At 64.1% G+C, this 12717-nt stretch carries 14 protein-coding genes; 10 read left to right on the top strand and 4 right to left on the bottom strand.

What is annotated here, in order from left to right:
* Positions 1-150: 150 nt before the first annotated feature.
* Positions 151-1428: an MFS transporter gene (locus tag FSY45_RS13830; RefSeq protein ID WP_003065270.1), complete on the bottom strand. Its 1278-nt coding sequence runs from the start codon at positions 1426-1428 to the stop codon at positions 151-153.
* Positions 1429-1505: 77 nt separating this feature from the next.
* Here FSY45_RS13830 and FSY45_RS13825 point away from each other — a divergent pair, with 77 nt between their 5' ends.
* The 5 genes from FSY45_RS13825 to FSY45_RS13805 all read left to right on the top strand — a co-directional run bounded on the left by FSY45_RS13825 (position 1506) and on the right by FSY45_RS13805 (position 5331).
* Positions 1506-2399 (top strand): helix-turn-helix domain-containing protein, encoded by an 894-nt coding sequence (locus FSY45_RS13825; protein WP_046461756.1) that lies wholly within the window; start codon positions 1506-1508, stop codon positions 2397-2399.
* Between the two features lie 100 nt (positions 2400-2499).
* On the top strand, positions 2500-3060 hold the full coding sequence (locus tag FSY45_RS13820) for an RNA polymerase sigma factor (RefSeq protein ID WP_046461755.1): 561 nt from the start codon (positions 2500-2502) through the stop codon (positions 3058-3060).
* Positions 3057-3644 carry a hypothetical protein gene (locus FSY45_RS13815; RefSeq protein ID WP_046461754.1) on the top strand — a complete coding sequence of 196 codons (588 nt, stop codon included), beginning with the start codon at positions 3057-3059 and terminating at the stop codon, positions 3642-3644. The genes FSY45_RS13820 and FSY45_RS13815 overlap by 4 nt, the downstream gene beginning before the upstream one ends.
* 48 nt (positions 3645-3692) lie before the next feature.
* On the top strand, positions 3693-4904 hold the full coding sequence (locus FSY45_RS13810; RefSeq protein ID WP_046461753.1) for a sulfite oxidase: 1212 nt from the start codon (positions 3693-3695) through the stop codon (positions 4902-4904).
* 91 nt (positions 4905-4995) lie between these two features.
* Positions 4996-5331: a cytochrome c gene (locus FSY45_RS13805; RefSeq protein ID WP_034362057.1), complete on the top strand. Its 336-nt coding sequence runs from the start codon at positions 4996-4998 to the stop codon at positions 5329-5331.
* A 6-nt stretch (positions 5332-5337) separates the two neighbouring features.
* On the opposite strand, the gene FSY45_RS13800 is transcribed toward FSY45_RS13805, so the two are convergent.
* Entirely contained in the window at positions 5338-6090 is a 753-nt protein-coding gene (locus tag FSY45_RS13800; protein WP_003065259.1) for a class I SAM-dependent methyltransferase, read from the bottom strand.
* A 197-nt stretch (positions 6091-6287) separates the two neighbouring features.
* On the opposite strand from FSY45_RS13800, the gene FSY45_RS13795 reads away from it, so the two are divergent.
* Both FSY45_RS13795 and FSY45_RS13790 read left to right on the top strand, forming a co-directional pair.
* Positions 6288-6890, top strand: a complete 603-nt coding sequence (locus FSY45_RS13795) for a tetratricopeptide repeat protein (RefSeq protein WP_003065258.1) — start codon at positions 6288-6290, stop codon at positions 6888-6890.
* A 49-nt stretch (positions 6891-6939) separates the two neighbouring features.
* A complete protein-coding gene (locus FSY45_RS13790; RefSeq protein ID WP_046461752.1) occupies positions 6940-7767 on the top strand; it encodes a hypothetical protein in 828 nt (275 codons plus the stop codon).
* Between the two features lie 84 nt (positions 7768-7851).
* Here the strand turns inward: FSY45_RS13790 and FSY45_RS13785 are convergent, their stop codons facing one another.
* The gene (locus FSY45_RS13785; protein ID WP_046461751.1) at positions 7852-9279 is read right to left on the bottom strand and encodes an FAD-binding oxidoreductase; all 1428 of its coding nucleotides are present in this window, start codon (positions 9277-9279) and stop codon (positions 7852-7854) included.
* Between the two features lie 299 nt (positions 9280-9578).
* Between FSY45_RS13785 and FSY45_RS13780 the strand changes: the two genes are divergently transcribed.
* On the top strand, positions 9579-10577 hold the full coding sequence (locus FSY45_RS13780; protein ID WP_012836571.1) for a tripartite tricarboxylate transporter substrate binding protein: 999 nt from the start codon (positions 9579-9581) through the stop codon (positions 10575-10577).
* A 15-nt stretch (positions 10578-10592) separates the two neighbouring features.
* Entirely contained in the window at positions 10593-11564 is a 972-nt protein-coding gene (locus tag FSY45_RS13775) for a BMP family protein (RefSeq protein WP_046461750.1), read from the top strand.
* A 24-nt stretch (positions 11565-11588) separates the two neighbouring features.
* On the opposite strand, the gene FSY45_RS13770 is transcribed toward FSY45_RS13775, so the two are convergent.
* Entirely contained in the window at positions 11589-11957 is a 369-nt protein-coding gene (locus FSY45_RS13770) for an EF-hand domain-containing protein (RefSeq protein ID WP_012836573.1), read from the bottom strand.
* 184 nt (positions 11958-12141) lie between these two features.
* Between FSY45_RS13770 and FSY45_RS13765 the strand changes: the two genes are divergently transcribed.
* A complete protein-coding gene (locus FSY45_RS13765; protein WP_046461749.1) occupies positions 12142-12708 on the top strand; it encodes a cob(I)yrinic acid a,c-diamide adenosyltransferase in 567 nt (188 codons plus the stop codon).
* Positions 12709-12717 lie beyond the last annotated feature (9 nt).

The following is a 12717-nucleotide window of genomic DNA, read 5'->3' as shown; positions in this document are numbered from 1 at the left end:
TGCGCCGCTGAGGGAATTCAGCTTAGCAGCCGTGTTTGCGGCCTCAGGGCTGCCGGCCTAGGGATAAATACCAGGGTAACTTGATCTCTCGCGCCGACAAAAAAGCCCTGCAGCTTGCGCGGGCAGGGCTTGGTGGGTTGCGTCTGTTGCTCAGGCCGCCGCCAGATGGGATTTGGTCTTTTTGCTCACTCCGTCGCCGACGATGACGGCCGAGACCACAGACAGTACAAGCGCAATCGCCGAGCCGTAGAACACGGCGTTGCTCATCTGGTGGTCCAGCATGTAGCCGAAGACCGGCGCCGCCAGGCAGAAGCCCAGATCCAGGCCCGAATACACCGTGCCGTAGACGCGGCCCGTGGCGCCGGGGGGCGCTGCGCGCTTGATCAGCATGTCGCGCGAGGGGCCGGCCAAGCCCGTGCCCAGACCGGCGACTGAGGCCACGACCACCGCCGCCATGCCGGGCAGCCAGCCCGTTCCGACGACAAACAGCAACAGGCCCGAGCCCAGCATGCAGATGGAGATCACCTTCTCCAGCCGCTGCACGCGGCCGACCAGAAAGCCGCCCACGACCATGCCGGCAGCGCCGCACAGCATATAGCCGGTGACGATCAGCGCCGTCACGGAAAGCGGCAGGCCGTACATGGATTGCAGGGCCGGGCTGGCAAAGCTCTGGATGGCACTGAGCGCGCAGGTGCTCCAGAAAAAGAAGGAAAAGCACAGCCACACCGATGGCAGCTTCATGAAGGCCATGGGGTGTTCCTGAGGTGCGGCAATGGCTCCGGCAGCGGGCTTGGCGGCAGCTCCGGCGGATTCGGCGCGATCATCGAGCGCGTCGCGGTTGAAGACCATGATGGCCAGCACCACGGCTGCGCAGAGGGCTCCGCCCAGGCAGGCCAGGCGCCAGGAGCCCGTGGCCGTGGTGATGCCCGCCATGAACAGCGGCGCCAGCGCCCAGCCTAGGTTGCCGGACAGGCCATGCACCGAGAACGCATGGCCTATGCGCTGCTGCGACACGCGCTTGTTGAGGATGGTGAAGTCCACGGGGTGGAAGGGCGCATTGCCCAGGCCCGCAAAAAAGGAGGCTGCCAGCAGCATGCTGTAGCCTTGGGCCGTGCTGGCAATCAGGCCTGCCACCACAAAGCTGCCGAGGGCGGCAAACAGAATCGGGCGTGCGCCAAAGCGGTCCACCGCAAAGCCGGCCAGTGCCTGGCCGGTGCCGGAAACAATGAAGAACAGCGAGACCATGACGCTGAGCTCGGCATAGCTGTAGCCGAAGTCCTTGATCAGCCAGGGAAACAACGGCGGCAGCAGCAGATGGAAGAAATGCGACGAGCCATGGGCCAGACCGATGAGGCTGATGGTGCGCGCGTCACTGCGCAGTGTCTCTGGCGCCTGGTTTTGAGGTGTTGTGGAGGCAGGGCGGTTCATATGTCGCATCTTAGGCAGACTGCTCGCGTCTTGTATGCGATAGTCTGCCAATTGCTATCGCAAGCCAGCCAACCATCATGTCCAGCCTCCACGACCCCGAGCCCCTGCGCGCAGGCAAGGCCAGCGCCTATGTGGAGACGCTGACACCCCATCTCTACATACCCACGGCACAGCGTCCGGTGCGGGCCAAATGTCGCTGGCTGGAGGCCGACACCCAGGTCAAGCCGCACCGTCATCCCTGGGGGCAGCTGGCCATCTCCACCACGGGCACCATACGCCTGACGGTAGCGCAGGGCACCTATATCGTGCCGCCCTCGCGCGTGCTGTGGGTGCCGCCGGGCATGGAGCATGCCGTGACCATGGTGGAAAGCGCCGATCTGCGCACCTTGTACTTCTATCAGACCCAGGGGCGTTGCGGCCCCGATGTGGCCCCCGGCGAAGAGGCGGCCTGGCGCCAGTGCCGGGTGCTCAATGCCTCGGATCTGCTGCGCGCCGTGGTGCGCGAGCTGCCTACGCTGCCCGATGACAGCCAGCAGCTGTGCGAGCAGGACAGGGCACGCGAGCACCATCTGAGCCAGCTGCTGCTCGACGAGCTGCGCCGTGCCAGTGCCGTGCAGCTGGGCGTGAACCTGCCCCAGGACAAGCGCTTGCGCCTGCTCTGCGAGGCCGTGCTGGCCGACCCCACGCGCAACGAAACGCTGGAGGACTGGGCGCGCGATACCGGGGCCAGTCCGCGCACGGTGGCGCGACTGTTTCGCCAGCAACTGGAATGCAGTTTTACCCAGTGGCGCCAGCAGGTGGTGCTGGCCCATGCCGTCAGCCTGGCAGCGCGCAACTGGCCGATTCAGCGCATTGCGGCCGAGCTGGACTACAGTCCCAGCGCTTTCAGCGCCATGGTGCGCCGCACGGTGGGTATGCCGCCTGCACAGTTCTTTGGCATGCACACCAAAGTCATGGCCACCAGCGATTGATTGAAAAGGGCTGCAAGCCTTATCTCTATTTTCCGGGTGGCTCCAGAAAATATTTGCAGCGGCATGGAATGAAAGCAGCAGGCCTGCGCTCTTTAGCACCATGATCTTCTCTGCCGAGTCGCGCTACAACCAGTGGGTGCGCGAGCATTACCGCTTTTTGCTGCGCAGCGCCTGGGCGCTGACGGGCTCGCGCGCCACGGCCGAGGATGTGGTGCAGGATTGCTTCACCAGCGCCTGGCGCTTTCGCCACCAGCTGCGCGACCAGAGCATGGCCAGGGCCTGGCTGTTCCAGATCATGCGCCGTCATGCCTTCAGGCACTTCGATCCTGTGCAATCGCAGACCGAGTCTCTGGATGAAGCCTGTGAGCAGGGCGTGAATCACCACGATGCACTCGATGCGCAGCTGGACGTGGTCAAGGCGCTGAGCCGCATTGCCCCCATCCATCGTGAAGTGCTGGTGCTTTACTACTTTGACGACATGCCCACGGCCCAGATGGCCGAGGCGCTGGATATTGCACCGGGCACCGTGCTCTCTCGCCTGGCGCGGGCACGTGAAGCGCTCAAGACGGCACTGCAGGAGCCTGCGCGCCGTCCCGCCGGAGCCACCACCGAATCTTCCGCTGCTGCCGGCGTGATACCGCTGAAAAAGCGCGCACCATGAAACACCAAGACCGCCCCGAAGACACCGATTTCGACCTGCGTGCCCGTGCCGAGATGGCACTGGCTTTCGAGCCTGGCGAGCCGCCACCCCATTTGCTGCGCCACACGCCCTGGTATGCCCGTCGTGGCCTGCATGCACTGTGTGCAGCCGTGATGGTCGCCAGCGTCGCTGCAGGCAGCGTGCTGAGCCTGCGCCCGCCGCAGATGGTGCGCTCGGCCATCGAGCATGAGTATTACGAACGCACGCTGCGTGGCCAGTTCATCCCCGAGGCCGAGATTGCCAGGCATATGGACTGGCCTGCCGACCAGAAGCTGCCTGGCTATACCCAGCTCATGCGGCCCTGCGATATCGACGGCAGTCGCGCCTATCACCTGACCACTTTTTTTGAAAAAGGCGGCATCGTCACCGTGCTGGCCTTTGAGCAGCCCCAGCGGATTGCCGACGGCCAGGGCTGGTGGGCCAACAGCTACTGGCAGGTGGTGCGCTCGCGCGAAGGCCGCCCGCTGGTGCTGATCTCACAGAAGAAACAGGCTCTGGCCGTGGCATCACGCGCTCTGGGGGCCCCTGAGAAAGCCGATGGCTGAACCGGATTTTTCGCGCTGAGCATTCACCACAATTACCAAGGAGACACCATGCAACAACCCACATCCCTGCCGCGTCGTCGCCTGCTCGCCGGTAGCGCCAGCGCGCTGGCTGCAGCCGGTCTGGCAAGCTTTCAGAGCCAGGCCATGGCCCAGGCGGCTGCACCCGCAGCCAAGCCTCTACCCAGCTATGCCGGCTTCAAGAATGCCGATGCCGTGATCGTGCACAGCTCCACCACCATCGAGACCAAGCGCAGCGCGTTTGGCTCCAGCGTGGTCACGCCCACCAACCAGCTCTATGTGCGCAACAACCTGCCCACGCCTTCCGAGTCCATCGTGGCCGATCGCGATGCATGGGCGGTGCAGATTGATGGCGTGAAGAAGCCCGCCAAGCTGACCGTTGGCGAGCTCAAGAAGCTGGGCCTGGAAACGGTGACCATGGTGCTGCAATGCTCTGGCAATGGCCGCGCCTTCTTCCCCACCAAGCCCAGCGGTACGCAATGGACCGTAGGCGCTGCAGGCTGCGTGGTCTGGAGCGGCGTGCCAGTGCGCGAGGTGGTCAAGGTCCTGGGCGGCGTGGCCGACGGCATGGTCTACATGACGGGAACGGGCGGAGAGGTGCTGCCCGCAGGACTGGACCCCAAGAGCGTGCTGGTGGAGCGTTCCGTGCCTCTGTCGGCCATGGAGGACGCGCTGCTGGCCTGGGAGATGAACGGCGAGCCCGTGCCTCTGGCCCATGGCGGCCCGCTGCGCCTGATTGTGCCCGGCTACACCGGCGTGAACAACATCAAGTACATCAAGCAGCTGGCCTTTACCGTCAAGGAAAGCGAAGCGCACATCATGTCCCACGGCTACCGCATCTCGCCCCCCGGCAGCAAGGGCGACCCCAGCCAGCCTTCGGTGCAGGAAATGAGTGTCAAGTCGTGGATCAACAGCCCCATCCCCGAAGACGGCAACCAGGCCTCAGGCCTGGTGCAGATTCAGGGCGTGGCCTTCGGCGGCATGAACGCCGTCAAGGGGGTGGAAGTCTCCATCGACGGCGGCAAGACCTGGAAGCAGGCGCGCCTGATTGGCCCCGATATGGGCAAGTATGCCTGGCGCCAGTTCGTGCTGCAGGCACAGCTGCCCAAGGGTACCTACACCCTGGCCAGCCGCGCTACCGACGTCAAGGGCAATGTGCAGCCCGAAACGCGTGGTGAAAACCAGAGCGGCTACAACAACACCAGTTGGGCCGACCACGCCGTCACTGTCACCGTGGCCTGAGCGCCGCACTCGCTACCCATGCCGGGTGCCGAAGAAGGGGCGCCGGGCGATGGGTATCAAAACCCCTATGTATCGCATTTCACCAAGAACAATGATGAAGACAAAACCCACCCTCGCCGCCCTCTTGCTGACCGTCCTGGCGGGTACTGCTGCCCACGCCGATCAGGCTGCCCAGATGGCGCGCGGCAAAGAGCTGTTCACCACTGCTGCAGTCCCTGCCTGCGCGGTGTGCCATACCCTCAAGGACGCTGGTGCGGAAGGTGCCATAGGCCCGGTGCTGGACGAGTTGCAGCCCGATGCGGCCCGCGTGGCACGTGCTCTGAAGGACGGCATCGGCTCCATGCCCTCCTTCAAGGCCACAATGAGCGAAGCCGATATCGCTGCCGTTTCTCTCTACGTGAGCAAGGCCAGCGGCGGAGCCAAATAAAGCGCCTCAGCTGCGTTCTGCGCCATCCAGCGGCATGGCGTAGATCCATACCTTGTGGCGGCTATTGCCTTGCAGGCATGCCGTCGCTTCCACACCAGGCAGTTGGAAATCCAGGCTCACCAGCCAGCTGCCGGGCTGCATCTCGGTGGCAGCCTTGACAGCGGCGCGGCCCATGCTTTCGGGCCGCTGGAACAGATAGACCAGCTGATAGCCGCTCCAGTCGGCCAGCCAGATATCGCCACGCCGCACGCGTGCCCAGGGGCAGCGCAGGGCGCTGGCAATCGCCAGTGGCCAGCTCCATTCCAGACCATTGAGGCGGGCCTGCGGCAGCGCACTGCGCAGTGCGCGCAAGCCATCGCCCATGCCGCAGCCGGCATCCAGCACCAGCGCCTGCCCCGGCAACTGCACGACCTCTGCCAGTCCTTTGAGCGCATTGGACGGCGTTGGAAAGACGGGGGCATCACGCCAGGCATTGAGCGGGTAGATCAGCAGCAGCAAGGCCAGAGGCAGCAGCCAGCCCCAGGCGGGCAACTGGCTGGCGCTGAGCACCAGAAACGACAGCGGAAACCCGGCCGCAATGATGAGCCTGCGCCACCAGTTGGGCCCGCAGAGACTGGCCGCCGTGCTGAAGCTGCCGGCGACCAGCAAGGCCAGCCACCAGGGCAGCAGGCGCGCCAGACCCGCAAAGATCACCCAGGCGAGCAACCAGACGAGCAATGCAGGCAGAGGCCAGGTCGAGGCAAGCCATTTTTTTGTCATGAGTTTTGAAATGTATCCGTCAATCACAGGCTCCAGGACACCGCAATGCAGACAAGGCCTTGTCGGAGTTTTGCATTTTGTGCGTGATACCCCTCTTTGGTGGGGTATGCGTGTTGTCAACTCGTCGTAAAAATTACTGATTTTTGCTTATGTATACTTTTCGGCTTTCAGCGGCTGAGAATTCAGAGGAGACATCCATGCGCCTGCTCGCCCCCACCTTTTCATTGGCGGCTCTTGCATTGACAGCATGCGCGGTACAGACACCGCAGGAGCAGTTGGCACCTGCTTCGCCCACCGTGCGCCTGTGCGAAGGCAATAACTGTTCCGAGCTGCCGCGCAATGTCGCGACTTTCCGTGGCGAGCCCGTCAATCCCGAGGCAGAGCGCCGCCTGGCGGCACTGGTGCAAAAAGCCGAGGCCGATCCTCGCGCAGCCTATGACCTGGGGCTGCGCTATCTGCGCGGCGATGGCGTGGAGCGCAACAGCTATCAGGCCATCGAGTGGATGCGCAAGGCCGGCGATGCCGGTAACGGTCAGGCCCAGTTTGCATTGGGCCGTCTGTATCTGCTGGGCTTTGAAGAAATGGGCCCGGACCCCGCCGAAGCCGAGGCCTGGCTGTCGCGTGCTGCCGCCAAGGGCTTCAAGGAAGCCAAGCGCCTGCTGCCTCAGGCGCAGGCCGCCAAACAGAATGCACATGCACGCTATCAGGCCATCGAGGACGAGCGCAAGTCCTGGAACGGCTGGTATGTGGGCGCGCCCTACTACATGGTGTGGGGCTCGTCGGGTTGGTATTACCGCTGAGGCGCTGTGAGCGCAGCAGCATTTTTTATTTTTTAGAAAGCATCACACTATGTCCAAGAAGACAACGCTGCGTCTGGCAGCCATCGCATCGGCCCTGGCACTGGGCGGCTGCGTGACCCCCGGCGGCGGTACCATCTCCACGGGTACGGCTCCCACGGCTGCCACCGGCGCAGCGGGCGGCGCAACCAGCGTGAATGCGAACCCTACGCTGGAGCGTTGCGATGCCCCTCTGGGCACCTTGGCCGTGGATGACGGTCGCGGCAAGGAGTGGTATGCCAGCTTTGGCGCTGCCACCAAGATCACGACCATCGAGCCCCTGATACGTCTGGCCGTGCAGCAGTCCAACTGCTTTGTGATCACCTCCATCGGCAACAACCGTACCGAAAGCAAGATGTCGGCGATCACCGACAAGCAGCGCAACTCCGGTGAATTCCGCGCCGGCTCCAAGCAGCAAAAGGGCCAGCGCGTGGCTGCAGACTACTACATGGAGCCTTCCATCATCATCGACAACGATGCAACCGGTCAGCTGGCAGCGGGCGTGGGCGGTCTGTTCGGCAATGTGGGGACGCTGATCGGCGGCGCCATGCAGAGCAAGGCTTCGGTGGTGACGCTGAGCATGTTCGACATCCGTTCTGGCGTGCAGATCTCCATCTCCGAAGGCAACTCCACAGCCACCAACTTCGGCGCAGCCATGGGCGCGTTCGGCGGTGGCGTGGGTGGTGGTCTGGGCGGCTTCTCGCGCTCACCCGAAGGCAAGGCCACGGTCGCTGCCTTCATGGATGCCTACAACAATATGGTGATCTCGCTGCGCAACTACAAGGCACAGGAAGTCAAGGGCGGCCTGGGTCGTGGCGGTCAGCTCAAGGTCGGCAAGTAAAGCGCCGATCCGAGAACAGAAAAGGGCCTGCAACTGCAGGCCCTTTTTCATGGTTTGCGCGTCTTCAGCAAGTGCGAGCGAGGCTCACTGCAGCTGAAAGATCTTGCCCGGGTTCAGGATGTTCTTGGGGTCCAGAGCCTGCTTGATGGCACGCATCATCTGCACCGCACCGGCTCCCGCCTCTTCGAGCAAAAAGCCCTGCTTGTGGATGCCGATGCCGTGCTCGCCCGTGCAGGTGCCGCCCAGCGCAATCGCGCGAGCCACCAGCGTGTGGTTGAGTTGCTCGGCCTGCTGGCGCTGGGCTTCGTTGTCGGGGTCGATCAGATAGCCAAAGTGGAAGTTGCCGTCGCCCACATGGCCGACCAGGAAGTAGGGGATGCCGCTGGCATCGGCTTCGGTCACGCACTCCAGCAGCGCATCGGCCAGGCGGCTGATGGGCACGCAGGCATCGGTGGTGATGCAGCGGCAGCCGGGCACGCTGGAGACGGCCGCGAAATAGGCATTGTGGCGCGCGGTGAACAAGCGCGTACGGTCTTCGGGGCGCTCGGCCCATTCAAAGGCATTGCCGCCGAATTCATGGGCAATGTCCTGAACCATCTCGGCCTGCTCCTTCACGCCCGTGGGCGAGCCGTGGAACTCCATCAGCAGCATGGGCTCCTCACGCAGGGACAGCTTGCTGTAGGCATTGACCATGCGCACTGAATTCACATCGACCAGTTCCACGCGGGCGATGGGAATGCCCATCTGAATGGTCTGGATCACCGTGTGTACGGCGTTCTCGATGCTGGAAAAAGAGCAGATGGCTGCGCTCACCGCTTCGGGCAGCGGATAGATGCGCAGCGTGATCTCGGTGAAGATGCCCAGCGTGCCTTCGCTGCCCACCAGCAGGCGGGTCAGGTCGTAGCCGGCGGCGCTCTTCTTGGCGCGGTTGCCTGTACGCACCACTTCGCCGCTGGCCGTCACTACCTCCAGGGCCAGCACGTTCTCGCGCATGGTGCCGTAGCGCACGGCATTGGTGCCGCTGGCGCGGGTCGAGGTCATGCCGCCAATCGAAGCGTCGGCGCCGGGGTCGATGGGAAAGAAGAAGCCGGTGTCCTTGATGGCCTCGTTCAATGCCTTGCGCGTGATGCCGGGCTGCACGGTGATGGTCAGGTCTTCGGTGTTGACCGAGAGCACCCGGTTCATGCGGCTGACGTCGATGGTGATGCCGCCTTGCACGGCCAGCAGATGGCCTTCCAGCGAGGATCCGGCGCCATAGGCAATCACGGGCACGCCGTACTGGTCGCAGAGCTTGACGGCATCCTGTACGTCCTGGGTGGATTCGGCAAACACCACGGCTGCCGGAGGGGGCGCGGAAATCGCGCCTTCGTCGCGGCCATGCTGCTCGCGCACGGCCAAGGCCGTGGAGCACTGGCCGCCGAAACGTGTTTGCAGAGCCTGCAGAAATTCTTCGGGGATGGGGCGCTGCACGAAATCGGGCTGCAGCGAGGTATGGGCAACAGGTGCGTTCATCGGGGTCTCCAGAGGAGAAAAAGAATACCACCTGGCCCGGTCCGGGCGTGTACGTATTGGGTACTAGGCCATGCCGCTCAAGGTCGCGATCGCTACGCATGGCGCATGCCCATTGGAGCTGGCAGAGATCGCGGTTTCGTCGTGGCGCAGCCGTCTGGCGCGGGCACATAGATAAGTTCCGCCCTAGCTAATGAGAAATCAGTGTTTAGGGTTTGTGCCGGGTGTGCCTATATTAGCAAGCCTCATGGCGTGCGCTGCAGAGCTCGCTTCAAACCAAAAGCAGTTCGGAGGGCGGAGCTATGCGCGATACGGGTCGCAGATCATTCATACAAGGGCTGGCCGGGGTGTCGGCCGCAGGCATGCTGGGCGCGGCATGGCATGTGCGTGCGGCGCAGACCCAGGCCTGGCCGGCGCGGCCCATCAAACTGGTCGTGACCTTTCCGCCCGGCGGCTCCAGCGATATCGTGGCGCGGGTGCTGGCTCCCGCGCTGGCCGAGAAGCTGGGCCAGAGCGTGGTCATAGACAACAAGCCCGGCGCGGGCTCGTCGATTGGCGCGCAGATCGTGGCGCACAGCGCCAACGACGGCTACACGCTGCTGGTATCGAATTCGGCGGCGCTGTCGATAGCACCATCGCTGCTGCAAAGCCCTGGCTACGACCCCTTGCGCAGCTTCGAACACTTGGCCTATATCGGCGCCGTGCCTACGGTGTTTGCCGTGCATCCCTCGGTGCCCGCCAACAGCCTGAGCGAGCTGGTGAGCTGGATCAAGGAGCAGCCTGCCCCCGTGGCCTTTGGCAGCGGCGGCGCTGCCTCGGTGGGGCATCTGGTGGGCGAGCAGTTTGCGCAGACGCTCAAGCTGTCCATGGAGCATGTGCCTTACCGCGGCGCCGGCCCCATGCGTGCGGATCTGCTCAGCGGCCATATCAAGCTGGCCATCGATGCGCTGCCGCAGAACATCGCGCTGCACAAGCAGGGCCGGCTCAAGCTGCTGGCACTGACATCGCCACGCCGCGTAGCCCAGGCACCGGCGGTGCCCAGCGTGGCCGAGCTGGGGCTGGCGCAGCTGGTTTCCGAAAACTTCGTCGGCATTTCGGCTCCCGCCGGCTTGCCCAGGGCGCTGGCCGAAAGAATCGCCAGCGCGGTGCGACAGATCAGCGCGCGTCCCGAGTTTGCACAGACGCTCGAAGCCCAGGGATTCGTGACCCGGGATATGGAATCCAAGGCCTTCACCCAGCTGATTGCGGACCAGCATCTGGCCTGGGGAGATATCGCGAAAAAGACAGGTGCAAAACTTTAAGCAGAAGAGACAACGATGAGCAGCGAGAAACTGTATTCACCCCGTAAGCCACGCTATGCCGTGGTGCTGTTTGGCCCCGAAGGGCAGGGCAGTTTCAACGAGTCGGGACTGCGCGGAGCCCACAAGGCAAGAGATGCCGGCCACGAGGTCGATGTGCTCTGGGTGGCCGGCCAGTCGGCGCAGCAGCGCGCCGCCGAAATGTCCGCATTGTGCGGCGGCCGCTATGCGCTGATTCTTGCGCATGGCGGTCAGGGTGACGGTCCGGTGCAGATCCTGGCCGAGCTCTGGCCCGAGCAGGCCTTTGCGGTCACGCAAGGCAGCTGGGCGGCAGCCAATGTGGCGCGTTACGAGGTGCTGCAGGAGCAATCGGCATTCCTCGCCGGCGTGCTGGCCAGCCAGTGGAGCAAGACGGGCAAGGTGGGGCATTTTTCGGGCGAGAAAGTGCCGCCGGGTCTGCGTGGCCGCGCGGCCTATGCGGACGGTCTCAGGCACGCCGGTTTTGAGGGGCAACTCGTCACCCAGTTCTGCCGTCACCAGCATCGCCCAGGCTGGGCCCGGACCTGTGTCTCGGCAATGATCGAGCAGACGGGCCTGGACATTGTGTTTGCCATGCTGGATGGCGGCCGCCCCGGCGTCACGCAGGCCTGCCGGGCGCATGGCGTGGCGCAGATCGGCAATGTGCTGAACTGGGTGGAACGTGACCCCGAGGTGTTTGTGGCCTCGGCGATCTGCGATTCTGGCGAGGCCTTGTTTCGCGCCGTCGAGGACCATGCCCGGGGTCTGCTGCCGCTGGGTGGCTATCGTGCCTTTGGCCTCGAGGAGCCGAGCCTGGTGCGGCTGGAAATGGGAGGGCGGGTGAGTGCTGCGCAGCGCAGCCTGGTCGAAGACTGGGCGCAGCGCCTGCTGCGCCGCGAGTTCGAGATTCACCTGGACTATGCCGGGGCCGAGTTTGCCTTGCCGCAGGAGGAACTCGGCACTGCGGCGTGATCAGGAAAGCGCCGCAGCAAGGCCTCAATACTGCTGAGCACCCTTGTCGAATTCGGCGCGTGACAGCTGGCCGTTGCGGTCGCTGTCGATCTCTTCAAAGCGCTGGGAGATGACAGGCAGCTGGCGTGCTTCCTGCGCACTGAGTTGACCGTCGCGATTGGCGTCGGCACGCTCGAAGGCCGCTTGCACGCTGCTTTTTGCAGTCGGCGCCTGCTGCACGCCGGTGGCGGAACCCGACTGCACGATGCGCGCAGGCTCCTTGTTGTTGCCGGCGTTGCCGCCTCCGGTTTGCGCAAAAGCCATGCCCCCGCCGAGGGTGAGTGCGGAGAACAGCACCACGCTGACGACTTCGAATGACGAGACCTTGCAATTGAGCAGATTCTTCTTGTTCATGAATGGCATTCCTTCTCTATGCGATAACAGGAGTGCATTGCACCCTGTGAGGCGGCAAAGGGCCAGCACTTTTGCCTGCTGTTGCCTCAGACTACATTTGCCTGCGGGCTGTAACGCACAATGGCGGCCGTATCTGAGGGCCGCGCCGGCCCCGAAAATTCGCAGCTTTGACAAGGGATGACCCATGGGCAACCGCCTCACGCAAATCGCCACCCGCACCGGAGATGACGGAACCACCGGCCTGGGAGACAACACCCGCGTTTCCAAGAACAGCGGTCGCCCGCATGCCATGGGGGATGTGGATGAACTGAACTCGCATATCGGCCTGCTGCTGTGCGAGCCAATGCCCCAGGAGGTGCGCGACCTGTTGATCGACATCCAGCATCAGCTGTTCAACCTGGGCGGCGAGCTGTCCATGCCGGGCTATGAGCTGCTCAAGGACGATGCGCTGCTGCAGCTCGACAACGCACTGGCCCACTACAACGCAGAGTTGCCGCGCCTGCAGGAGTTCATCCTGCCGGCCGGCACGCGTGCTGCCGCGCAGGCCCATGTATGCCGCACCGTGGCGCGCCGTGCCGAGCGCCAGGTGGTGGCGCTGGAGCAGGCCGAGGCCATGCGAGCCACGCCGCGCCAGTATCTGAACCGCCTGTCCGATCTGCTGTTTGTGCTGGCCCGCGTGCTCAACCGCCTCGACGGCGGCGACGATGTGTACTGGAAGAGCGAACGCCTGGCGCGCGCCCAGTCCGAGTGAGGCGGTGGC

Source organism: Comamonas sp. Z1 (assembly GCF_008121555.1).
Taxonomy (GTDB): Bacteria; Pseudomonadota; Gammaproteobacteria; order Burkholderiales; family Burkholderiaceae_C; genus Comamonas; species Comamonas thiooxydans.
Note: the sequence above shows the minus strand (reverse complement) of the source record. Positions and strands in the feature narration are given on the sequence as shown.